Source organism: Porphyromonas sp. COT-108 OH2963, from assembly GCF_000768895.1.
GTDB classification, from domain to species: Bacteria; Bacteroidota; Bacteroidia; order Bacteroidales; family Porphyromonadaceae; genus Porphyromonas_A; species Porphyromonas_A canoris.
In genome coordinates this window covers 1-25276 of the sequence record NZ_JRAP01000005.1, presented here as the reverse complement: position 1 = coordinate 25276, position 25276 = coordinate 1, and the positions used below count along the sequence as shown (strand labels likewise).

Here is a 25276-nt window from a genome sequence, read left to right as displayed (position 1 = left end):
TGACCGAACTGTTAAATTCGGGCTGTTTTATTAACACGATTTTTGATGCAGGTTTACTCAAAACGCTAAAGCAGTATATTTTGTCGGCTTAAAGTATTAAGCGAAATCAATAAACGTATTTACCGATTTCATTTAATACGTTTACCGGATTCAATTAAAGTATTTAGAATTTTCACACATAGTGCTGTTTATCAAAAGATTAGCATAAAACAGCCCTTTTGAAGAAGGAAAACGGGGGATTTCTTCATTAACAATAATTCAGACGAAACAGGTTGAAATTCTATATTTATTAACTCGAAAACAGCCCCTGAAAGCGTGCAAGAGGAGAGTTGTTCGCAAATTTACGATTTTACATATAATACTGACCATAAGACAATTACACTCTTATCTATTCTATTCTCTCCAAAAATTTCACAACCCTAAGGGCTTCCGATCCTCCTCCGAGAGGAGAGCATTTTTATATAAAAGCTCTCGCCAGAAAGAGGACTACCAACCCCGTTCGCCCATCTTAATTTTATTATTTATCTTTGTCCCGATCCGAAAACAGGATTTATACCCAAAAGAGACAAAACAAACAGTTAATGATATGAACATACGCACGTTTTTCCGCTCCGTCTCAGCCATTCTATTGTTAGGAGCATCGTACTCTCTCTCTGCTCAGAGCATCAATGTTCCAACGCAAACATTCCAAGTGGGATTTGGTACAGGCAGTAAGGGACTCGAATTGTCCTACGAGTACCGACCGGCATTCGTGGCAAACAGAGTATTGGGATTCAGAACATTCCTCGGCTATGGACTTTTTGCCGTTCCTAAAAAGGCATATCAGTTCTCGACCTACCACATCAACTTCTCAAAACTTGGCAAAGGACATCTTCCCGTACAGCACCAAGAAGTCTCTTGGGGAGGCGAGGTCAACTTCCTACTTGGTAGCTATAACCACGCAGGAGAAATGGGCATAGGTACGGCTCTCGACTGGTTCTCAAAAAAGGTCAACTATTTTCAAGATTGGGATGCAATCAAGGCCAAAGAGATCTTGACAGGAGAAGCAAACCCTTCTTCATTTGCTTCACACTCTTACATCAGAGTGGGTTATCGCTATACGCATGACTATGGCTTTACATTGGGAGTAGGAGGTAACTTCTTGCTTTTACAAGGACTCGGCACAAAGTTCTTCGCTTCCGAGTGGGGATTCACACCCTATATCAGTATCGGATATACGATGTAAAAGCCTGATACTATACGATAAAATAGAAAAGCCGCACCGGAGGATTTCTCGGTGCGGCTTTTTCGTTTTGTGAGTTTTAGGTTCTGTTTCGACAGGAAGATTTATTAAAGGTCATCTTCAATAGCGCCACTCTTGGAGTAAGCACTCGGTTTAGCCTCAAAGAAGTCGGTCTTGATAAGATTGGCATTGCTGTACTGAGATACCCAGTTCATACTTGCCGGCTCTTCTTCGTACCCTTCAAAAAGAACACCGAAGCCCAAGTTCTCGCTTCTCAAGTTGGCAAGATACTTGATGTAGTCGCTTACCATCTGAGAGGTCAGACCTTCGATGTTCTCTCCTATAACATACTCTCCCCATGCTATTTCCTGAAGCGCTCCCTCTTTGATCATCCCGCGGAAGAGTTCGATAGCTTCCGGTGTGAAAAGCTCCGGCTCTTCTTTCTTGAGTTCAAGGATCATGGAGCGGAACAGCCAAAGGTGTGTGTTCTCATCTCTATTGATGTATCTGATCTCTTGAACGGATCCCGGCATCTTGCCATTGCGTCCCAAGTTGTAGAAGAACATGAATCCGGAATAGAAGTAAACCCCTTCAAGGATATAGTTTGCCACCATAGTCTTTAGTAGCTGTTGCGGACTCTGATTCTCTTGAAACTCGTTGTATATATCGCCTATAAACTTATTGCGGCGGAGCAGATGCTCATCATCTTTCCACTGATACAGGATAGCCGAACGCTCTTCGGGTGAGCAGATAGAGTCCAGCATGTAGCTGTAGCTTTGAGAGTGAACGGCTTCTTGAAAGGCTTGGATGGTCAGACAGAGATTGATTTCGTTGGCAGTGATATACTCTGCAACGTTGGGCAGATTGGCTGTCTGAATACTGTCGAGAAAAATAAGGAAAGAAAGAATCTTGTCATAAGCCATCTTCTCCTCAGGTGAAAGCTCTCGATAGTCTTTCACATCCTGGCTAAGATTGATCTCTTCCGGTATCCAAAAGTTGTTCATGGCCTGTCTATACCAGTTCGCAACCCAAGGATACTTCATGTTATTGAAGTCATTTAGATTAGTGGTATTGCCATTTATCATCCTGCGTTTCGTTACTTCTACGTCACCATGCTCGTTGAATAGAGCCTTCTTTTTTAGTTCGGACATACTGTTATAAGTTAATATTGATGTTGATAATAATTTAGTCGAATATCTATATCCGTCCCGGTCTTAAAAGGGAGAAGATTATGCCGAGCAGCTTTCACACTCCTCTACTTCCAAAGAGCGACTGCGGATATAGTACAAGGTCTTCACGCCGGACTCCCATGCACGTAAATAAAGATCCAAAATACGACGGAAGCTATAATCATGAGTAATGAAAAGATTGACGGACTGGGACTGGTCCAGATGACGCTGACGGACAGCTGCTGCATCCACTACCCACTCTTGATCTATTTGGTGTGCTGTTTTGTAGAGCCAGAAAGTGGAGTCCGAAAGCTGTGGAGCCACACGAGGGACAATGTTACCCTTCTTCTCTTCGAGGAAGTAGCGGTTCATGACAGGGTCTATACCAGCCGTAGTACCGGCAATAATAGAGGTAGAACTTGTGGGAGCTATGGCAAGAAGATAGGAGTTGCGCATTCCTCTGCGTGCAACATCGGATGCAAGGCGTTTCCAATCCGGAGAATCGTATTTGCGAAGCTGGAAATACTCTCCTGTCTGCCAGTCGCTGCCGGGGAAGCGAAGATATGAGCCTTTCTCCTCGGCAAGCAGTGATGATGCTTCTATCGCGTAATAGTTGATCTGCTCATAGAGCTTGTCCATGAAGCAGAGGTGCTCTGCACTCTCCCACTTGATGCCTTTCTGTGCCAACAGATGGTGATAACCGCTCGTACCCAAGCCTATAGGACGCATCTTCAAGTTGGTGATCTCAGCATAAGGAACCGGATAGAAGTTGAGGTCTATGACATTGTCCAACGCACGCACTATGGTATGAATCACTTCTTGGAGCTCTTGCTTATTTTCTGTGTCGATGTTGCCAAGAACAAGGGAAGCCAGATTACACACTACGAAATCCCCGGCTTCTGTTTCGGTTGTAATGATTTCGCGACCGTTTTCTGTCCGTACAGAGACTTTAACCTCCTTTATCTCGCTCTGATTTTGAGCAATCTCGGTACAGAGGTTAGAGCAGTAGATGATACCTTGATGCTTGTTCGGGTTGAGACGGTTTACGGTGTCTCGATTGAAGATAAACGGTGTTCCGGTCTCCACAGCACTCTTGATAAGAAGACGAACCATGTCTTTTACCTTGATAGGCCTCTTGCTTATGCGAGATTCATTGAGACAATCTTTGTATCTGCGCTCCCACTCTTCGCCGTAATAGTCTTCCAGCGAATAGCCTTTAATGGCCTGTATTTCGTGAGGACACATCATGTACCAGTTGTCCTCGATATTCTCTTTCACCATACGCCAGAAAAGATCCGGGATACACACTCCGGGGAAGACGTCATGCGCTTTCATTCTGTCGTCTCCGTTATTCGTACGGATCTGTAAAAACTCCGGCATATCTCTGTGCCATATATCGAGATATATCGCAACGGATCCTTGTCTCATGCCAAGCTGATCGACAGCCACGGCAGTATCGTTACACAGCTTGATCCACTTCAACACTCCTCCGGCTACACCCTTGAAACCACGTATGTCGGAACCGATGGCTCGCACTTTTCCCATGTATATACCCATGCCGCCACCGAATTTGGAGACCTGAGCAAAGTTGTTTATCGTGCGATAGATACCGGTAAGGCTGTCAGGCATGACATCTTCAAAACAGCTGCTAAGCTGATTGAGGGGCTTTCTTGCATTGCTCATCGTAGGCGTTGCCATGGTTACCTTCAGCCTGCTTATGATGTCATATATCTTTTTAGCCCACATTACTTTGTTCTCTTTCTCCGGCAAAGCCAAGTGCATAGAGATTCCCATGAACATCTCTTGCGGACGCTCCAACAAGCTATGGCTGTTGTCCGTAATGAGATAACGCTTGGAGATGAGGTGCAAACTGCTATATGTGAGCAGGTGATTGCGTGAGGGGTCTATATATCTGCCTAACTCCTCGACCTCGTTCTTGGTATAGCCTTCGAGGATATATCTTCCGTACAGATTCTGATCCGTCAAATAAGCGATCTTACCATAGAAAGAGTCGATATAGAGCTTATTCTCCTCCTCTATGATAGAGCGTTCGATCTGAAGCAGAAGGAGACGAGAAGCGATAAACTCCCAGTTTGGTGCTTCCGGAGTAATAAGCTCCACCGCTGCCTTAGTGAGGATCTCCAATGTATTTGCCTGCTCTTTGTAGAAAGCTTGATACTTCGCATAAAGAAAGTCCAAAGAGTATGCCTTCATCTGGAACGTTGCCTGAATATCTTTTAACAGACTGATGACACCATTATCCGAGATAGTCTTGCTGAACTTATTGATTATTTCACGGAACTCACTGCGCTTCTCGCGGTAAAGAATGTACTTTTTCGCCACCTGATAGTAGCCGGCTTGCATCAAAGCCTTTTCGACCATATCCTGTATGGTTTCAACATCCACCTCTCGGCGGTCTTGCAGTGCAGCCTCGATGTCTTTACAAATGACCTCAATCTCCTTTTCAGGCATGGTCTCCCCGCAAGCGACAAAAGCACGACGAATAGCGTTCGAGATCTTACCCAGCGTAAAATCTTCTTCTGTTCGGTCCCGTTTTAATATTTTCATTTTTTGTTATGGTATTATCAGAATATCGTTGTTTTATTTATTATTTAGCCAGCCACAAAGATAAACAAAAGTTGCAGATATAGAACCCCATTCCATGCCTTTTTATAGCCAGACAGACAAAAACATAAAAAACTAATAAACAAATAGTTAAACAACACAAGACAAATAAAAAGAGGGCATGAAAACCCTCTTAAAACGGCAACAAAAGCCCTTAAACTAATGAGTTAAGAGCTTTTTCTTTATCCTGCAAATTTTACATATTAATTCAGAGCTAAGAGGTAAGCTCTACAACTTTCTTATAGATCATTTCCGAAGATATTTCGAGACAGGCATAGTCTCCTCTTCGACACGGCTTCTGCCCATAAGCGGAACATGGACGACATACCAGATCGACCCCTAAAGCATCCTCCTCTCTCTGCCTATACCCTAAAAAACCGGCAGCTACATGGGTTGCTCCCCAAAGGGAAAGAACCGGAGTTTGAGCCAAAGAGGCGAGATGCATATTGGCAGAATCCATACTTATCATAAGATCCAGAGAAGATATTTCCTCCATCTCTTCCGTGAGCTTCTTGGCTTTTGTGAGTCTGACATTCTCAAACTCCGAGGCAAGCAAAGCATTTTGCTCCGTCTCTTTTCCCGGAGCACCATAGAGCACCACTTCGTATGTGCCCTCTTTTGATAACAGTCCGAGCAAACCCTTTATGGTCTCAACAGGCAACATTTTCCCTTTATGCTGCGCGTATGGAGCAAGACCGATTCTGTATCTCTCCTTTTTCTCCACTTTGGGGAATGGAGCCATTTCGGTTGTTAGATCCACTCCGACAACCTGCTTCAAGAGATCAAAGTATCTGTATACCATAGGATAGATATAGAGTTCTTGAGGAACTTTGCTCTCTTTTTCAGGACGAGAGAAAAGGCGTTTACGTTCTGCTCGCGGTTTTTCCAGACTCACCACTTTGTGTCCCAATATACGAAGTGTCCATCTTAGCAGTTTGGTACGCAAAACATCGTGTAAATCCACGACAATAGCATCGGGAAAATGCTGATGCAGCCTTTTAGCGAGCTTCAACAAACCAAAGAAAGATCCATCCGGATCCGGCTTGAAAGGGTAACTATCTATATTCTCCTTCGGATCAAAACCTGTCATGGAAGCCATAAAAGGGCGAGTAACCAAAGTAAAAGAGGCATCCGGCAGATGTTCTGCAAGACGCCTCATTTGAGAAAGTACCATAGCAACATCGCCCAACGCAGAGAAACGAAGGACGATGTAATGCTTTTTATGTTGTGCCGAAACAGGCATACTTTTCTATCCGTTACTTAGCACCGGCTTTGCCTAAAAGGAGCGAATTCATAGCCGGATCGTTATACATTTTCATCTGTTTATAGACTTTCATGTACTTTCGTCCTTTTGAAATATCTTCCAACAGCTCATCCACAGCAGTAGCAAGATCTTTCTCTTGTTCCAAAAGCACTTGCAACTTCTGCTCACAAGCTTTTATATGTTCCTCCGAAGCATCTGTGCGCTTGGTTTGTTCGCGCATATGGTAGATCTTTAGCTGAAGGATAGACATTCTATCCAATGCCCAAGCCGGACTTTCGGTATTGATCTTCGCATCCTTTTCCGGGCATACATCTTTATACAGATCCAAGAAGTAGCTGTCTATAAGCTCTACAAGATCCGTGCGTTCCTGATTGGAGCGGTCTATTCTACGCTTCATTGCCAACGCCTCAACCGGATCTATATCAGGATTTCGTATAATATCCTCCATGTCCCATTGTGCATTATCTATCCAGTTTTTGGAGTAGAGATAAAACTCGATAGATCTCACTTCATACGGATTTACAATAGGAGCATCTATATCATTAGAAACACGGTAATCTGCTATCGCACGCAGAAAAACCTCTATTGCCTTCGCAGAAAAAGATGATTTAGTAAGCATGATGTTCTTATTTTCTTGTTTTCAACTTTCACAAAGGTAACAATTAAAAACAGCAAACACCCAAGAACAGAAAAAGAAACAGGAGAGATCCCTTGCCTAAGAGATCTCTCCTGTTTTCTTAGAGTCGGGATAAGAAGACTCGAACTTCCGACCTCCACGTCCCGAACGTGGCGCGCTACCAACTGTGCTACATCCCGATGGGGAGAAATACACTCCCTCCTGTTTTACGGAACAAAGTTAGAGCATTTATTGTAAACCGACAAACACTCCGCCTTATATTTTCTCTTTCTTGCAGAAAAAGTAGAAGTTATGGCACAGATCCGACTTATTCTTCTTCAAAACAGATTGCAAACAGCACTCTGTCTGCAAAGCTCTCTTTTGGAACGAGAGAGATATTGAAACCAAGGTATTCTCTCTCCAAATCTCCCGGACGAGCGGAAAAGACTCTTATATCACTTACCTCCCAATAGTCCGAATGCTCTTTGAAACACTCAGCATACCCTTGCAGAATAGACATTGCCTCTAATTGAGTCTTGCTGATCCTTAACTTCTACGACCTCCTATGGCAACAACAGAAATAAAAGGCACACCTACATCCAAACGGCTACCTAAAACTTCCTTTCTCCTCAACACCTTGCATCTATTCGCTCCGGCAATAACTATCAAAGCATTTTTTCCAATCCCTTCTCTTTCATTTTCAAGAAGAAATCGCACAAGAAGAAGATCTCTAAAACCAGACTCCATATCAGTTACCTCTATCTTCAAACCGAGCTTCTTATTGTCATCAAACTCCTTATACCTCATGCCCTACGGCTTATGTACATATTCCAAAGCTACTCTCAATAGCAAGCAGAGTAGAGGTTCTGCTTCTTTTACTATTTGCTAATACTCCTCTCTTTACATATTCTCCCCCCCTCGGTATCTTGAAAGAGATAAAAAAATAGCCCGGCAGCTTCCTCAGAAACTATCGGGCTATTCTTTTATCTTCTTAAACTCCTTTCGGTCCTGCTTAGAATCTCTTACCCAAAGCTATCGCCGGGATAAAATATCCGACATCCGCATCAGAAAGAGAGCGTCCCCCTGCCATATAGATCTGGAAGCTCCATCCTTTGCTGTTTACATACTTATAGCCTAAGCCGAGACCCATACCGCCACCAAAAACATACTGATATTCTTTACCATTGGAGTAGCGTCTTACAAGTTCTTGCTTCATGTGTCCCAAAGCGCTGTTCAGCTCCACGAACATTCCGGAAGCGTAGCGCTTTTCGGGAGTAGAACGACCAAAGAAATACCATCTGAAATAAGGTCCCACAAAAGATGTGGACATACCGGAGTCTACCCAAACAGTAGGATTATACAAAGCCCTTATTCCGAATCCCATTTCCTCATCCAACATACGCTCGTAAGTGAAGTGAGGAATCCGGGCAAAGGCAAGAGAAGAGAAGTCCACAGAGATCTCATTCTTTCTGTAACCAGAAGTCTCGGATTTCACTGCTTGTTCCTGTGCAAAAATATTCGCCACAGGGTTTAAGCAGATTATAACGAGAAAAAATATCAGCTTTTTCATCTTATACATATATAGGTTCAACCTCTATTGATTTAGGTATGCGGAAACCAAAACGGAAGCACTTCCCGGAAAATCTCTGCACGACCAGTCTCTGCAAATATAGTGTAAATATTGCTTCGGTTTGCCATCTTTCCGAAACGGGGACAGGGAAAAGTCTAAAACCTGAACCCTATGGATGTTTGCAAAAGAGAGGCAGTATAGACCGCAGAAAGCATTTCGGTAGCACCCTTTCCGGGAGGAGGGAGCATCGCATTCACGGTCGGACGGATATAAAACTTCTTATACCTCAGCTCATATCCCCCTCCCACATTGAAGTAGTAACGGTTCTCCAAACCTTTTTTAGCTTGAGTATCACCCGATGGTCTTGCCGACAAATCGTTAAGGACAAGATAATTCGCCCCGGCATTCAGGAAAAAGCTCCCACTCCAACCCTTCGGATCGGATTGATGTCCGGAGATATAGTAGCGGTATTGAGGAGAGATCTGTCCGGCAAGAGCAGGAAAGACAAATCCGCCCAAAGCGGTAGCGCCGACCATGTGATGCTTTCCGATGGTGGCATAAACACCTACATTTGCCGAAAAGAGTCCGGCTCCTATTTCTCCCTTAATCCGAACCTGTGCATTGCTTCCCCCATAGCAGAAAAACGCCAATAAAAGAGCAGAAACCGCCCCTATAATTTTCTTTTTCATATCATCCTCTTTGTTTTTTTGAAATATCGACGGTGAAGATAGCCATTATTTTATCATAAATAGAATGTCCAAAAGCTTTTCAAAGAGGAAAGATCTGATATATACCGGAGAAGGTTTTGAAAATTCTTACCTTTGTAACTGCAAGAAAGTGGCTATGAACGCAGTAGAAAGAAAAAAGGAGATATATAAAGTAACGCTTATAGGAGCCATAGGCAACGTGATACTTCCTGTGGTGAAAGGAGTTATAGGCGTACTGAGCAATTCGGGAGCCTTGATTGCAGATGCCGTTCACTCGGCTACCGATCTGCTTACAGACGCTGTGGTTCTTTTCTGTGCCCGTATAGCCGCCAAGCCATCGGACGATGACCATGCTTACGGACACGGCAAATACGAAGTGATAGCCTCGGCTCTCATCTCTCTTTCTCTGCTTGTGGTCGGAGCTTTTATCTTGGCAAAGAGTGTGGAAGAGCTCTATCGCTACTTCCTCGAAGGGGTCATGATAGAAAAGCCGGGCGCAATAGCCATCTGGGCAGCCTTTCTCTCCGTTGTGGCTAAAGAGATCCTTTTCAGATACACCATCCGGGTGGCTCACAGGGTGAACAGCTCTGCCGTTGCCGCCAATGCGTGGCATCACAGAAGCGATGCACTCTCTTCCGTTGGAGTGTTGGTGGGTCTGTCTGCCGCCTATTTCCTTGGAGAGGGAGCACGATTCATGGAACCCGTCTCTGCCATCTTCGTTGCGGTACTCATCATAAAGGTCGGAATGGAGATCGGTATGAACTCTCTCCGAGAGCTGTCCGAGAAGGCTCTCCCCTCCGAGACCGAACAAAAGATTCGGAAAATGGTAGAAAGCGTCGAGGGAGTATCCAATCCGCACAACCTGCGCACGCGCAGAGTGGGGCAGAGAATTGCCATCGAGGTGGACATCATGGTTGACGGACAGATGACAGTAGAGCGAGCGCATCACCTTACCGAACTTATCGAAGCCATTTTACGGAAAGAGTATGGAGAAGAGACCCATATCATCATTCACGTAGAGCCGAACGAGGCAACGCTGAACAACAAATATGAGAGAGAATATGAGAGCAGACAAAACCTCTGACCTGCTTCCGTGGCTTGAAAAAGGCAGGATAGAAGCCGGTTGCGATGAGGCAGGGCGCGGAGCTCTTGCCGGACCGGTGGTGGCTGCAAGCGTGATCTGGCTTCCGGACAATCTGCATCTCCTCGACCTCCTACCCTCTTTGAACGACTCCAAAAAGCTCACCGGCAAGCGGAGAGAAACGCTGTTCGACCAAATCTGCTCCTGTTCCGATGCCTTCTCCATCGTGGAGATAGACCCGGCAACCATAGACCGCATAAACATCTATCAGGCTTCCTGCCTTGCCATGAGCCGGGCAGCGGAAAATCTGAAGCTCTCCCCCGATCATCTTTTGATAGACGGCAACCGATTTGCTTCCTCTACCTCTATCCCCTATACCTGTCTGGTAAAAGGGGATGCCCGCTTTGCCTCCATCGCTTCTGCCTCTATCCTGGCAAAAGTACATCGGGACAGAGTGATGCAGAAGAACCATGAGCTGTATCCGGAGTATGGTTTCGACAAACATGTAGGCTATCCCACCCCATCTCACAAAGCGATAATCCGAAAGATCGGTCTCTCTCCCATACACAGAAAGAGCTATAAACCTTGTATGCAGATGCTCCCCTTTCTGACGGACTGATATAAAAACAGATTCAATGATATTCCTTCCCACTTCTACCATACCCTCTATTCTCTACATCTCTTCCCTGCTTATGGGCGAAAGTGTAGCCGTATTTATAGATGAACCATACAGCAAACAGAGTTACAGAAACAGATTCGACATCTACGGAGCTACCGGTAGAATGAGTATCTCTGTACCGGTAGAGAAATACCCCAATCCTGCTCCTCCAACTGCCCTTATAGCCATCAGTGAGCATGGAGACTGGAGAAGAGTGGCGGAGCAAAGCCTTCGTTCCGCTTACAGCTCCTCTCCATACTATGAGTTTTATGAGGAAGAGATCCTGCGGCTGCTCTATAACCCCACTCCTCTGCTGGTGGACTACAATGAGGCTTGGCTCAACTGGATCTGTCGGGAATGGCATATCACCGCTCCGATACATGTACCGGAAGATGAGATTGTATCCAACGGCATGCACCTCCAGATACTCTGTGACCGGCAGATTACCAAGCATCCGCCTATCGTCTTTCCGCACTACTATCAGACTTTTGCGGATCATCACGGCTTCTTGCCCAATCTCTCCTCTTTGGATCTCTTGTGCAACTTGGGACCGGAAGGCATTCTTATTCTCAAAGAGACCGCTCAAAAGTGGAGAAAGCACCTTCGGCTCTAAGCTGACGAACGCCTTTTTCTCCCTTTTATCATTCCGAGCAGCAGGATCCGGCCGTTAAGACGCCGGGGTCTGCCTGCTCATTTTTTCAGCATACGAAATCTCCCTTTTGCCTACCCTGTTTTCGCCCCCTCCGGCATCGCTGTTTTTATATATTCCACCCCTCATATTCTTTCGGCTTAACGTGTTTAATTTTTCAATGAACACGTTTACCGATTTCATTAAACACGTTTACCGGATTCGATTAACGTGTTTAGCCAAAACAACTAAAACACTAATAATCAAACAACTACATATTTTTATCCTAAAAAGCACCTAAAAAGGCAGATTTCTTTATTAGGAAACATTCACAGGTGTGGGTGTTAAAATTTACAGCTATTAACTCGAAAAGAGCCCATCAAACGGACTGAGAAAAATTTTTATCCGAATTTGAGATTTCTTCATATCTGAATGATTATCAAAATATTATCCCAAAACAAACAAGAGGAATGAGCTGAAATCATTCCGGATAAAGTTCTACAATGAAGATTTTCTTCAATCCGTTTTTATATAAAAACTCCCACCCCGAAAGCAGACTTTTATACCCCAAGAGAGTAGAAAGTCGGCACGATCAAAAAGCGGATACAACGCTTCTGGAAAACTCAAAATCAAAATCCGCCATACAGCTTCATGCTCCAATCCAAAGCATTTAGCACCCTATTTCTCTGTCTATCAACGCCTCATGAGCATATTTCGATAGAGACAAAAAGCGAGAAGATATGAGGGAAAATCCCGCTGCTGCTCCGATTTTTTTGCTATCTTTGTTTGGATTAAGAGCTTACGACAAACTTTTATGTCAGAACAGAGACAGCAACCAATATCCTCTCCCGACAATAACGAAGAAGCAGACCGCAAAGACCCATCTTTGCAGGAAGAGCCGCAGATCTCTCCCAAAAAGAAGAAAAGACGGCTATGGCTTCGCCTGCTACTGTGGATTGTGGGCATCTTAATCGCTTTGCCATTCCTGCTGTCCGCTCTTTTCTACATCCCCGGAGTGCAGCAGTTTGCCGCACGAGTGGCATCCGAACAGCTCTCTCCCCTATTGGGAGTGGATCTCAGTATAGGAAAGTTCCGAATCAAATTCCCTGCAAAAGTCCATCTATCGGATGTCTTCGCAGTAGATCCGGAGCAGAAAGATACGCTTGCCTCGCTCAAACGGATAGATGTAGAGATCCCCATCCCTCTGCTTCTGAGTGGAGATATTCCGATCTCTATTTTGGAGCTGGACTCTCTGCGCATTCATATGCCGATAGTGGATAGCGTACTCCGAATAGACGGATACGTGCATCAGCTTAGAGGGAGCGGACTGAAGATAAGGCTTAAAGATCAACGCATACACCTTAGAGACTTGGATCTGAATGGTGCAGACCTTTACCTCTCACTGGGAGAGATGAAAGAGAATCAGCCCAAAGACTCCGTCCCAAACAACTGGATGATTACGGCTAAAGACATAGGCATACAAGATGTTCGTTACAGCATGAGTATGGGTAGCGATACCGTTTTCTTCTCCACTTGTGTAGATAGAGCTGTCATACGAGGAATAGCTGCGGATGTAGGAAAGATGTCTTATTTTGTGCAGTATGCCCGCATAAAAGGCGGAGTGGATGTCCTTCAGCCGGTAGAAGATGTGGAGTTCCTGGCTCTTCCGTGGGAGATAGACGTGAGAGGGTACGATATCTATTACGATACGTTGAACGTCAAAGGCAATATCGCAAAAGGGCACTTCAAGTGTGCCGATCTTTGGGAAATGAAAGATCTGAAAGCGACACTTGATATAGACGAGAGACAAGCCAACGTAAAAGACCTTGAGATACGGCTAAAAAAGAGCTTCATAACGGCAAATGCTTCCGTTCCGATGCGCAAATGGATGCCGGACTCCGTCGGGGAGGTTGCTCTTAATCTTTTCGGCGAAATCTATCCGGAAGATGCGGCATTCCTGCTTCCTAAAAGCTTTTCTTTGCCTGAAAATCCGATAACAATAGAAGTAGATGCGACAGGAGAGATCGAGGAAAGAGTGAGGTTCAACGGTAAGGTGGAGGCCAAAGAAGCGGTATCTCTGCTGATGAACGGCTCTGCCCGGCTCCCTCTGAACGAGAAGCGCCGAAGTGCCAATGTTCGATTGGAAGCGCAAACGAAGTCCGGACTCATGGAGTATCTGGATAAGATGGGGCTGACAAGCGACAGATGGACCATACCAAGCGATATATTCCTGTTTGCCGATGCTTCTTACCGCAACAATCTGATAGATCTCACCACCCGACTCGAAACGCCAAGAGGCTCTCTTGAAGCTGCCGGAAAGTATGGTTTGAAGTCGGAACGCTTTGAGCTTGAAACCCAAACGAACAGACTGTCGGTACAGCAATTTTTACCGAAAGACACCATTGGCGACTTACAGGCACACATCAAGATAGAAGGGCAAGGCAAAGATCCGTTCTCCCCGAAAACATTTGCACGTCTGGAGATGTCTCTCGACACTCTCACCTATAACCACAAGAGTCTGGGCAATATCGTAATGGTCTCTCAGCTCGAACAGCAGCAGCTCTTTGCGGCACTGAACTCGGAAGCGGAGGGCGTTACGCTGATGGGACAGCTGGATGCCCGGTTGGCGAAAGAGGATATAGATGCCTCTCTCCGCCTTGAGGTGGATACCATAGTGCCGTCCCTGATAGGTCTCGGATCCGGACCGGTATTGGGCTCTACCTTCAAGCTCCTCGCCGCCGTCCGTACAGATACAAAGCAGAAGTATGATATAGAGGGAAAAATCGTGGACTGCGTCATAGAGACGGATAGAAAGATCATAAGACCGACCAACTTGGATCTTGTTGCTCGAAGCAGTGCTGAAAGTCTGATGGCGAAAGTCAATTCGGGCGATCTCGTGCTATCGTTCAACTCCAAGAACGGACTGAATGACTTTCTGAATCGCATAAAGAGTGTGAGCAAAGAGATCTCTCTGTTTACGACAGATACCACGAACAACTACTCCATAAGCCACTGGATAGAACACTATCCGGATGCGAATATCTCCTTCTCCATGGGGCGTAACAATCCTATACGTTCCTATCTGGACGAACACAGATATGGTTGGAAGAGTACCACGCTTGATATTCGCACCTCTCCCGACAGCGGACTTTCCGGAGAGTTTTATCTGAATGGCTTCCAAAAGGACACATTCAGAATAGACGAAATGGACTTAACCATATTCCAAGATACCACGATGTTTTATGCCGTAGGGGCTGTTCACAAACAGAAGTTCAGGAATCAAGATCCTTTTGAAGCGTTTGTGAACCTTACGACCAACATGAAACACGCCGAACTTTTTGCCAATCTGAAAGATAAAGAATCGAAAGATCTGCTTCTGCTGGGCGTTCGTGCGAAGTGGAACAGAGAGGATATTACGTTTGCGCTAACACCGGATCCGCCCGTACTGGTGTACAATAAGTTCCTGAACGATGGTAAAAGCTATGTGAAGATACCGCTCAAACCGGACAAGAATATAGAGGCACACGTTCTGCTTAAAGCATCGGATGATCCGGAGAGTAAGATTCTTCTCGACACGAAATACGTGAGAGACGAATATGTTATGAACGCTTTGGTACAGAAGTTTGACCTTAAACGGATTCAGAATTTAGGAGTCGTTCCGAACATGGATGGTATCTTGAATGCAGACTTACGCTGGATCAAAGGATCGGATGGAGACAAATACATCGCTCAAGCATCGTTGGACAAGTTCCACTTCCAAAAGAATAAAGTGGGAGATATAGCGGTTATGGGAGTATATGAGCCGGTAAGCGGAGGTTCTTATGCCGCAATGGATGTACAGCTGGATGGCGTCAATGCCGCAACGGGAGAGGCATTCATCTCTAAAAACAAGGAGGTAGATCCGGTTTGGAGATTGGTTGTGAATAAGTTCCCAATCTCTAAGGCGAATCCGTTCTTACCGGACGATCTGGTCTCTCTTGCCGGAAATGTGGATGCCGAACTCTCCAATGCATCGGGAAATGGAGACATCAAGCTGATGAAGCCGACCAAGATGCAGGGTTATCTCTCCATCAAGGATGGCAGCGTGTACTCTGCTGCTCTGAACAACAGATACGGCATAGACTCGAAGCCGATCCGGATAGACAACGATAAGATTCGCTTGGACAGGTTCACTATTCAGACTCTCAACAATACTTCACTCATGTTGAATGGTTCTGTCGAACTGACCGGAGACAACGAGCTAAAACTGAACCTGAAAGGAAATGATGTACTGCTCGTAGACTCCAAGCGCACCCAACAGACCCTTTTATATGGTCGCCTCGGCGTGAGTACCGATATAAGTCTCTCCGGTCCTGCTTCTACAATGAAGGTGAGAGGTGCTCTCTCAATCAATGGAAACACGAACCTCACCTATATTCTAAAGGACTCCAAACTCTCGAAAAGAAATCGCTTTGATGGTCTTATAGAGTTTACGGAATTTAGAGACACGCTCTTCACGGCAAAAAAAACGGATGTAGACACGCTCTCATTGGGAGGATTGGATGTAACGCTCGCTCTTCACGTAGATCCGGCAGTATCTTTGGGTGCGGAGATTACCGCAGATGGTAGTAATGCCGTGCAGGTACAAGGGGGAGGAGATCTCAACTTCAGATACCCGCCATACGGGCAGATGTCTCTAAGCGGTACATACAACTTCAACGATGGATTTATTGCCATAAACCAGGCACCTATCATCTCGAAGAAGTTTAAGGTGGATAGAGGAAACTACATTTCTTGGAGTGGCGATGTGATGAATCCGTTTATCAACTTTAAGGCTACGGAACGGATCTCTTCGACAGTGGCTCTGCCGGGTGAACCGAAAAGGAAGGTCAACTTTGATGTCAGCGTCGTGGCAAAGAACAGAGTGAATGATCTTGCCCTTCTTTTCACTCTGGATGCTCCGGAAGATCTTACTCTGAGAAACAACATAGCCGCCATGACGGACGAAGAGAAGTCTCGCCAGGCTCTGATGCTCCTGTCTCTCGGTACTTACTTAGGCTCTACGCAGGCAGGTGCTTCCGGTTTTGATGTGAACAGTACGCTGATGTCTCTTGTAACAAAAGAGTTCAATGCTTTGGTGGGAGATCTTATCAATGCGGATATAAACTTAGGAATAGAGCAAGATGCCGAAGGAAAAAGAGGAACAAACTACTCCTACTCGATTGCAAAGAAGTTTTACAACGATCGTATAACGCTTCAGATCGGTGGACAGGTAGAAACAGCCAATCCGAACAAGAGTGCCAACCAAAGTTTTATAGACAACATATCGTTGGATTATAGGTTGGATCAGGCAGGCACCCACTATCTTCGTCTTTTCCACAAGAAAGACTATGAAAACATATTGGACGGTGAAGTCATCGAGACCGGAGCCGGCTATGTTTTGAGAAGAAGGCTTTACAGATTGAAAGATCTCTTCAACTTCAAGACCAAGCCAATACTCTTGAAGACGCAGGAAGAGCCTGTAACGCCCGTACCTAAAGGAATAGAAGAACCGAAAGATGAGAAGAAACAATAGACGTCATAGCCTTTATGCCTTTCTGTCCATCGCTGTAATCTTTTTGGTTGCAGCCTGCTCTGCGAGCAAATATGTCCCGGAGGGAGAGACGTTCTACCTTGGGATGGAAAAAATAAAAGTGGAAGAGAAGGATAAGACATACCCAAGGCACTCTTCCCGTGCACTGGAAGAAGCGGAAGATGCTCTGAAGAAAGCACCCAATGGAAGCCTTTTCGGACATACGAAGCTAAGGTTGCCGTTTACCTATGGTTTCTATTTCAATGAAAAGATAGGTAACGAAAGTAACACTTTCACACGTTGGTTGGAGAAGACTCTATCCTCCAAACCTATCTTTGTTTCTAATGTCAATCCGTCCGGACGTTCCACCATCGCTCAGCAAATCCTACAAGAGTATGGCTATTTTCATTCATCCGTAAGTCATAATCTTATCTACAATAAAGATTCTCTGCAGGCTCTTGTCCAGTATTACGTTTCACAAGGAGCTCCTCACGTGATAGATAGTGTAGAGTACGATATTGACATTGTTACTCCGGACAGTTTGGATCTATTTTCTGCCCCGATCTCTTTGATTAAGAAAAAGCGTCCTTTCAGCATTTCAACTCTTGAAGCAGAACGAGACAGAATAGCCGGACTGTTGCAAAATCAGGGCTACTACTATTTCAGACCGGACAATATCATCTATCAGGCAGATACAACCTTGCGAGAAAAAGGTGTTCATCTGAAGGTCAATCTCTCTAATAAAGCAGATCCGAGAGCGTATCAGCCCTGGTATATAGGGAATATCAGTTATAATGTGTACGATAGTGAGCGATCTCCTCTAACGGACAGCTTGATGCTGGACGGCGTACTTTTCCGCTTCAATAAGAAGATCCCCGTAAGAGCAGGAGTGCTTAGAAGTAAGATCCGATTCATAAAAGATAAGCTGTACAATGCTTCTTATCAGAATCGCACGGTACAATCTTTGGCTACACTGAACACGTTCTCTTTCTCCGATGTGAACTACACACCTTCAGACTCTATACCGAACAGGCTCAATGTTACAATATCTTCCCAAGCGGATCTCCCCTATTACGCAGAGCTTGAAACGGTATTCAAAAGCAAAAGTAACAATCAGTTAGGTCCGGGACTATCCTTGACTCTCAACAAAAAGAATCTCTTTAGAGGAGGCGAACTTCTCTCTATGCAGGTGGGTACCAACTACGAATGGGAGACCAGAAAAAGCAATCTGCCCGGCAGTTCGTGGGATATCAACAGCTACGGCATATCCGTTAACTCCTCCCTCACATTCCCTCGCATCATGTTGCCATTCCTGCCTAAGAGGTTTCAAAAGACACCTGCAACTACCTCTTTCTCTATCACGGGAGGATTTCTGAACCGCTCATCTTTTTACAGATTAGGACAGTTTTCCGGTCGCATTGCCTACAATATCGAACCACAGAGAGGTGTGCGCCATACCATTATTCCTATCAGAGTAACCTACAATTCTCTGTTGCGCACAACGGCTAAATTCGATTCGATCATCTCTGCCAACCCGGTTCTTGCACTATCTTTCCAAGACCAGTTTATTCCGGTTATCGGATATACTTTCGGGTATGAGCAGATAGACGGAGACTCTCCTCACACATTCTCCATAGAAGCATCCGTTTCGGAAGCAGGAAATATCCTCAGCACCATCTATGCGCTACGAGGAGAACCTTTCACCAAACAGAAGACATTTATCAACAATCCGTTTGCACAGTTTGTCAAAGGCTCTTTAGAGATGCGATATGCGTACAGCTGGAACAGCAAAGAGAAGCTCGCAACCAGACTTTTTGCCGGGGCTATATACAGCTATGGAAATATGTTGGTGGCACCTTATACGGAGCAGTTTTACTCCGGTGGTGCCAATAGCATCAGGGCTTTTAATGTCCGCACGATAGGTCCGGGCTCATATCGTCCCACCGAATACAGCATCTACAACTTCATGGATCGCACCGGAGACATCCGTCTTGAAGGAAATATCGAATATCGGAGGAAGCTCTTCGGAAGCCTTGAGCTTGCAACATTCATAGATGCCGGCAATATCTGGCTGATGCGAGAAGATCAAAGCCGACCGGGAGGAGTGCTCACCGGAAAGTCTTTCTTCAAAGACCTCGCTTTGGGAACAGGTTTAGGCATAAGATACGACCTCTCTTATCTGGTCATCAGATTCGATACCGGAGTGGCTCTCCATGCTCCTTATTCTACCGGGATCAATGGATACTTCAACACTTTCGGGAAGAAGATCTGGAAAGATGCTTTCTCGTTCCACCTCGCCATCGGCTATCCATTCTAAATATCTTACTCTACATGAACGACCAGAAGCTCAAACAGCGACAGACCGCCCGACTCACCTCTCGGCAGATACAGCTCATGCAGATGATCGGACTCTCCAATGTCGAGGTTGAAGATCGGATACAGAGCGAATTGGAAATCAATCCGGCATTGGAAGAAGGAGTAGAAGAGGATGACGATACGAGAAAAGAGAACGACAACGAAGAGCTTGAGCCGATCTCTCAAGATGAAATCATACTCGGCGACTACGCTTCCATAGATGATGTTCCCGAGTACAAACTCCGACAAGTAGAGCAACATCGCACGCCGCGAGAGGAGATCCCTTTCACGGAAGGAAGCTCTCTGCAAGACCATCTGCTCTCTCAGCTCTCCCTGACATCACTCTCCGGCGAAGAGGTAGAAGTGGCTCGCTACATTGTCGGAAGCCTTGATAACGATGGTTATCTCCGGCGAGATCTTCTGTCCATACAAGACGATCTTGCCATACGGATGGGTATAAACACAGATTTGGAGACCATAGAACATGTTCTAAGCGTTATACAGACTCTCGATCCTCCCGGTATTGGAGCAGAAGATCTCCGTCACTGTCTGCTGTTACAGCTGGAAAGAAGAGAAGAAACAACTGCCGTAGCAACAGCCAAAAAGATTCTCGAGCAGATGTTTGTCCCGTTTTCCAACAGACATTATGACAAGATCATCTCTCGTCTGCATCTTACGGATGAAGAGCTGAGAGAAGCCATCCGAGTGATCACACACCTCAATCCCAAACCCGGACTCGACTTTAATACCCGTCTTGAAGAGACATTCTTTACCGTTGTACCCGACTTTATCGTGGAAGAACACGATGATGAGTTTACGGTATCCCTCAATAATGACGGGATTGCACCGGTGCGTGTCAATACAACATTCACTCAACAGATGAGCGAATACAGCGGAGACATCAGACGCATTCCGCAGCAGAAAAAAGAGGTTGCCCGGTTTGTGAAACAGAAGATAGACGATGCACGTTGGTTCGTAGAAGCTCTCCGCCAACGTCAGAAGACGCTTCTTTTTACAATGCAGGCGATAGTGGAGATGCAGAAAGAGTACTTCATCATGGGAGATGTAGCCTATCTCAAGCCGCTCATCCTGCAAGATGTTGCCGATGTAACGGGTCTCGACGTCTCCACGATCTCCAGAGTAACCAGCACGAAATACGTTCAGACACCTTTCGGAACCTTTCCGCTAAAACACTTCTTCTCGGAAGGAACGATGACCGATGCCGGAGAAGAGATTTCGACCAGACATGTAAAGGAACTTTTGGCAGAGCTGATAGAGCAGGAAGACAAGAGCTCTCCACTCTCCGATGAAGCTATGGTGGCGCAGCTGAAAGAGAAAGGACTGAATGTTGCTCGCCGTACCGTAGCCAAGTATAGAGAACAATTAGGAATACCGGTGGCAAGACTTCGTAAAGAGATATAATTTTGTATCTTTGAGGAGCTGAACAAAGCAGAACAAATATTCACTATAACAATAAAACCAATATCATTAGAATTATGAACTTTCCAGAAAATCTAAAGTACACAAAAGATCACGAGTGGATCCGCTTAGAGGGTGATGTTGCCTTCATTGGTATAACAGACTTCGCTCAAAGCGAGCTTGGAGAAATCGTCTTTGTAGATGTAACCACCGTAGGAGACGAGCTCGAAGCAGAAGAGACATTTGGTTCTATCGAAGCGGTAAAGACTGTTTCCGATCTTTTCTTGCCTGTTGCAGGAGAAGTGCTCGAAGCTAACGAAACTCTCGAAGATACTCCTGAGTTGGTCAACTCGGATCCATACGGAGAAGGCTGGATAGTAAAAGTAAAAGTTGCTAACCCTGCCGATGTAGAAGCTCTCCTTTCAGCAGCAGACTATAAGGCTCTAATCGGTAAATGATGACCCCTCGTGTAAGCATAATCATGGGTAGCACTTCAGACCTGCCCATGATGAAGAAAGCAGCCGATCTCTTGGAAGAGATGCAGGTGCCCTTTGAGATACAAGCGCTAAGCGCACACCGCACACCGCAAGAGGTAGAAAAGTTTGCTACCGAATGCGAAGATAGGGGTGTACAAGTCATCATTGCAGCAGCAGGGATGGCGGCTCACCTTTGTGGCGTGATCGCTTCCATGACTCCTCTTCCCGTAATCGGTGTTCCTATCAGCGCATCTCTTCAAGGGCTCGATGCCCTTCTTGCCATTGTACAGATGCCTCCCGGCATTCCCGTTGCAACGGTTGGAATAGATGCTTCTCTCAATGCCGCTCTTTTGGCAGTACAGATCTTGTCTGTGGGAGATCCGGAATTACGCGCTCGCTTCAAGGCTTACAAGAGGAATCTCAAGAATAAGATAGTGGAAGCCAACAAGCAGCTATCGGAGCTGAAGTATCTGCATAAAACCAACTGATACCCGGCTCGACAAACAAGAGTTTGTTATTGAACAATAAAAGGGAGAAGATCCGCATCGGATTTTCTCCCTTTATCTTTATACTTATTTGAGCTCTTTTCTTCGGGTCGGTGTAGAAGAACCGGCGACATAAGGTTGAAACTTCCAGTTTTTTGCAGTGGCTATGCTCACATCAGAGGTAGCATAACCATCATTATCTACAGCTTCGATAATGCCCATCTCCTTTCCCTCCCTATTGGGTAGAGCTTCATATACGGCATTCAATGCCGAAGCATCCATTTTGTTTTCCTGCATTGTAAGATAGCTCAACTGGGAAGAAGGGTCTCTGCTCAGTTTTAGAGACTTCAATTTATTATTCTGGCAAGGCAAATCGGCGATATTAGGACAAGAGCTGACATCCAGTATCTCCAGTTCATTACTCTGACACCAGAAACGGGACAACGCTTTACAGTCTCGCACATCCAAGACCGAAAGTTTATTATCATCGCAATAAAGCTCCCGGAGAGCGACACATTTCTCTACTTTCAAAGAGGTCAGGAGGTTATTATGACATTCAAGAAGTCTCAGACTCTCATGGTTACTTGCATCCAATTCCGTCAGACTGTTATCTCCGCAATAGAGTTCTTTCAAAGAGAGACATACGGAAAGGTCCAGAGAAGAGAGCATATTCTTGTTGCACCACAGGGTATTCAATGCTTTGCAATCCTTGATATTCAAAAAAGATATGCTGTTTTCAAAGCAGTAAAGCTTCCTTAAACCGATGCAGCCTTCCAGATCCAAAGAAGAGAGTTTGTTGCCATCGCACCTTATCCTTTCAAGTGAACTATACCCTTTTACATCCAAAGAGGAGAGTCTATTTCCATGACAAGAGAGGTTTTGAAGTCTTTTATTTTCAACTATATTCAGCTCCTCAAGCTCATTTTTCGAGCATCCCAGCACGCGCAGATCCTTGCATTCGCTCACATCCAGAGCCTTAATCCCGTTATTGGAGCACCACAGAACGTTCAATTCCTTACACATACTGATGTCCAAAGAGGAGATTGCATTGTCTTCACAATCCAGATACTTAAGTCTCTTACAGAGGCTTAAATCCAAAGTGCTAAGATTATTTTCGTAAAAAGATAGCATCTCCAGACTCTCTCTTCCGTTCACGACCAATTCCTTAAGCTTGTTTCCGGAACACTCCAAAGCTGTAACAGGACCATAAATGGTGATTTTTGAAGAAGAAAAACGATACTCTTTATACTCATCGTTATTAAAGTTGTCGTCAAAATCAGCCCAAACAATATCATTTTCTCCTTCGTCCAAAAGCCCGTTACCATTCAGGTCTATCCATATCTTGGATCTGTTCTCTTCTTTCGCAGCCAAAAGCAGACGAATGGTCTGCCCCGTCTCTTTGGCGGTTACCATTGTAATAAATGGAGTATCGGTCGGGATCACATCTCGTCCTTTCATTTGTAGAGAGCGTCCTGTCCATTCTGCTCGCACTCTGTACGCCTTACCCGGTTCCATCCCGATGGCTTTTGCCGGTTTTGAATTTTCCGAATAGATGTCTTCTTCACTGTCTGCGGACTTAACCCGGAGAAGCATGACCGGCAAACTTTTCTCAAGCGGATAAAACCACGAAGCAAACAGCCCCTCTTCTCCGGGCGCGATATTTGTAACCTTTTTCGGGGTGATAATACTTTTAGCCCCATCGGACTCTACAACTTTATTCTCAAAAAGATCGTAATGATAATATCTATCGCCCATCGGCATATATCTCCATTCTGCTCCTCCAACTCCGGCAAGATGGCAGGAAGAGATATTCAACGCCTTATCGGATCCGTTACGAAGGCGGATGTACTCTATCGTGCCAAAAACCGAAAACATCGCCCGTACCTCTTGTTTCCCATCAGAGAGACTGACAACAGACATAACCGGGACAGACATATCCTCCAACTTCATCCCCACAATGGGTGTTATATCCATCATTATCCGTCCATCCTTCACGCTTATTCCCTCTCCCGGAAAAGATGAAAAAGCATAAAGCGTATAAGGCTTTTCTGCATCAATGGTGTTGGGAAGCTTCACTTCAAAAGTTGCACTCTTATTGTCAGAAGAAATATTCTCCAAAGGAGTTTTGATGAGCTCACTTAGAACATCTTCCTGCTTGAATAAAAGGGTCAACTCCTCCCCTCTCCTCCAACGAAGCAAGAGTTTATTGCCCTCGGTATTCTCTCCCGCTTCCGCTCTTAAAGCCGGTTCTTCGGGCATCTCGACCAAAACCTTGATGATTCTCTCCTCGTTTCCCTTTATTTCTTGAAGATCTCCTTTCCGGCAACCGCTAAGGGCAAGCAGAGCTATTAACAAGGAGATAGAGAAATGTAGTCCTTTCATAAACAAAGTGTTTTTATTGTAGTCAGATCGTTATCCGGACTCTCTTATTCTATTTTTCACAATCCGGACAGCTTTTTGCAAAGGTATAAATATTCGATAAAAGGATATAAATATTTCTTTATAAAGATTCAAATCTTTGTCTGAACGAATATAATATATAAGATCAAGCCTTGATTTCGGCAAGTCGTGCTTTGATTTCTACAAATCAAGTGTTGATTTTCACAAAACAGCTCCCGGTTCCTAAAACATAATACGATTAAAGCCTTTTCACAACCCGATAAAACGAAGAAGTAAAAAGGCTTAAAAGATTTATTTTGATACCAAACGACGAAAAAGAAAAGGAATTACAACAATACTATAACTGCAATCTTATCTTTGAGATTTTCTCTTCTCTCTCGAAAGAATAAGTTTGACTCTGTTTAGTGATAAGTTCGTACAGGAAAAGGGCTTTACCTAAATAGAGTTTGGAAATGTATGGCTCCTCTCTATTTCCGATTTCGGCTAAAATATCTGCCAGGCTCTCTTGATTATGAAAATCCAACCCCTCAAAATCCCTTAAGTATTCGATGCTCTCCGATTCGTCTAAAAGCAAGAACTCATCCACATCGAAGTTCATCTCTTTCTTCAACATATCTTTCGACATCACCACTTCCGTCCCAATCGTGGTAGCCGTGGGGGCTTTGTTCCCAAACAGAAAGCCCCATATCGCCCTCATAATAACACCGATCTTCTCAACCTCTCTCTTGATAAAATCTCTCTCTTCCATGCCTTATAACATTTAAGGTTTACTACTGCTCTTAAAGTTATAAAGAATGGAAAGAAGAGACAAATCTAAGGCTATAAACAAGAAAAGAGCCTTTCTGCACTCGGCAAAAAGGCTCTCTTTATATCAGCATATTGGACAAAACAAGATGTACGCAGAACTTCTGTAACCTCTATCTTATATCCTGCATAAATAACACGCAGAATATCTCGTAATACTTCGCTCCAGAAAGGAGGTGTTCCAGCCGCACCTTCCGGTACGGCTACCTTGTTACGACTTAGCCCCAGTTACCGGTATTACCCTAG

At 45.0% G+C, this 25276-nt stretch carries 19 protein-coding genes, 1 tRNA gene and 1 rRNA gene; 9 read left to right on the top strand and 12 right to left on the bottom strand.

The features are described from left to right. The first annotated feature begins 586 nt into the window (after positions 1-586). On the top strand, positions 587-1225 hold the full coding sequence (locus tag HQ39_RS01920) for a hypothetical protein (RefSeq protein WP_036863262.1): 639 nt from the start codon (positions 587-589) through the stop codon (positions 1223-1225). 104 nt (positions 1226-1329) lie between these two features. Here HQ39_RS01920 and HQ39_RS01915 read toward each other — a convergent pair whose 3' ends face one another. From HQ39_RS01915 to HQ39_RS01875, 9 genes are all read right to left on the bottom strand, one after another. Continuing rightward, a complete protein-coding gene (locus HQ39_RS01915; protein ID WP_036789375.1) occupies positions 1330-2373 on the bottom strand; it encodes a ribonucleotide-diphosphate reductase subunit beta in 1044 nt (347 codons plus the stop codon). Between the two features lie 78 nt (positions 2374-2451). Beyond that, the gene (locus HQ39_RS01910) at positions 2452-4959 is read right to left on the bottom strand and encodes a ribonucleoside-diphosphate reductase subunit alpha (protein WP_036863260.1); all 2508 of its coding nucleotides are present in this window, start codon (positions 4957-4959) and stop codon (positions 2452-2454) included. Positions 4960-5230: 271 nt separating this feature from the next. After that, positions 5231-6259 carry a glycosyltransferase family 9 protein gene (locus HQ39_RS01905; RefSeq protein ID WP_052079349.1) on the bottom strand — a complete coding sequence of 343 codons (1029 nt, stop codon included), beginning with the start codon at positions 6257-6259 and terminating at the stop codon, positions 5231-5233. 13 nt (positions 6260-6272) lie between these two features. Next, a complete protein-coding gene (locus HQ39_RS01900) occupies positions 6273-6899 on the bottom strand; it encodes a DUF4254 domain-containing protein (RefSeq protein WP_036863258.1) in 627 nt (208 codons plus the stop codon). Between the two features lie 124 nt (positions 6900-7023). Next, a tRNA-Pro gene (locus HQ39_RS01895) sits at positions 7024-7096 on the bottom strand. Between the two features lie 128 nt (positions 7097-7224). Further along, positions 7225-7416 carry a hypothetical protein gene (locus HQ39_RS01890; RefSeq protein WP_036789368.1) on the bottom strand — a complete coding sequence of 64 codons (192 nt, stop codon included), beginning with the start codon at positions 7414-7416 and terminating at the stop codon, positions 7225-7227. A gap of 26 nt (positions 7417-7442) precedes the next feature. Then, entirely contained in the window at positions 7443-7703 is a 261-nt protein-coding gene (locus HQ39_RS01885; RefSeq protein ID WP_036863255.1) for a hypothetical protein, read from the bottom strand. Between the two features lie 205 nt (positions 7704-7908). Continuing rightward, entirely contained in the window at positions 7909-8421 is a 513-nt protein-coding gene (locus HQ39_RS01880) for a DUF3575 domain-containing protein (protein ID WP_160216098.1), read from the bottom strand. A gap of 200 nt (positions 8422-8621) precedes the next feature. Next, the gene (locus HQ39_RS01875) at positions 8622-9155 is read right to left on the bottom strand and encodes a hypothetical protein (protein ID WP_036863249.1); all 534 of its coding nucleotides are present in this window, start codon (positions 9153-9155) and stop codon (positions 8622-8624) included. A 154-nt stretch (positions 9156-9309) separates the two neighbouring features. Between HQ39_RS01875 and HQ39_RS01870 the strand changes: the two genes are divergently transcribed. The 8 genes from HQ39_RS01870 (at position 9310) to purE (ending at position 21829) form a co-directional block, all read left to right on the top strand. Further along, positions 9310-10257, top strand: a complete 948-nt coding sequence (locus HQ39_RS01870; RefSeq protein WP_036863265.1) for a cation diffusion facilitator family transporter — start codon at positions 9310-9312, stop codon at positions 10255-10257. Further along, a complete protein-coding gene (locus HQ39_RS01865; RefSeq protein ID WP_036789353.1) occupies positions 10235-10873 on the top strand; it encodes a ribonuclease HII in 639 nt (212 codons plus the stop codon). Before HQ39_RS01870 ends, HQ39_RS01865 begins: the two co-directional genes overlap by 23 nt. A gap of 16 nt (positions 10874-10889) precedes the next feature. Further along, positions 10890-11525, top strand: coding sequence for a WbqC family protein (locus HQ39_RS01860; protein WP_052079347.1), 636 nt, complete (start codon positions 10890-10892; stop codon positions 11523-11525). Between the two features lie 829 nt (positions 11526-12354). After that, on the top strand, positions 12355-17094 hold the full coding sequence (locus HQ39_RS01855; RefSeq protein ID WP_036863246.1) for a translocation/assembly module TamB domain-containing protein: 4740 nt from the start codon (positions 12355-12357) through the stop codon (positions 17092-17094). Next, complete coding sequence (locus HQ39_RS01850) at positions 17078-19408, top strand: BamA/TamA family outer membrane protein (RefSeq protein ID WP_036863243.1); 2331 nt, start codon at positions 17078-17080, stop codon at positions 19406-19408. Before HQ39_RS01855 ends, HQ39_RS01850 begins: the two co-directional genes overlap by 17 nt. 14 nt (positions 19409-19422) lie before the next feature. Continuing rightward, positions 19423-20868: an RNA polymerase factor sigma-54 gene (rpoN, locus tag HQ39_RS01845; RefSeq protein ID WP_036863240.1), complete on the top strand. Its 1446-nt coding sequence runs from the start codon at positions 19423-19425 to the stop codon at positions 20866-20868. A 74-nt stretch (positions 20869-20942) separates the two neighbouring features. Continuing rightward, positions 20943-21323, top strand: coding sequence for a glycine cleavage system protein GcvH (gcvH, locus tag HQ39_RS01840; protein ID WP_036847025.1), 381 nt, complete (start codon positions 20943-20945; stop codon positions 21321-21323). Further along, positions 21323-21829 (top strand): 5-(carboxyamino)imidazole ribonucleotide mutase, encoded by a 507-nt coding sequence (purE, locus tag HQ39_RS01835; protein ID WP_036789340.1) that lies wholly within the window; start codon positions 21323-21325, stop codon positions 21827-21829. The genes gcvH and purE overlap by 1 nt, the downstream gene beginning before the upstream one ends. 84 nt (positions 21830-21913) lie before the next feature. On the opposite strand, the gene HQ39_RS01830 is transcribed toward purE, so the two are convergent. From HQ39_RS01830 to HQ39_RS01820, 3 genes are all read right to left on the bottom strand, one after another. Beyond that, entirely contained in the window at positions 21914-24208 is a 2295-nt protein-coding gene (locus HQ39_RS01830) for a leucine-rich repeat domain-containing protein (protein ID WP_036863237.1), read from the bottom strand. A 355-nt stretch (positions 24209-24563) separates the two neighbouring features. Further along, positions 24564-24974, bottom strand: coding sequence for a hypothetical protein (locus HQ39_RS01825; RefSeq protein WP_036863235.1), 411 nt, complete (start codon positions 24972-24974; stop codon positions 24564-24566). Positions 24975-25199: 225 nt separating this feature from the next. After that, positions 25200-25276, bottom strand: a 16S ribosomal RNA gene (locus HQ39_RS01820); the annotation flags it as partial.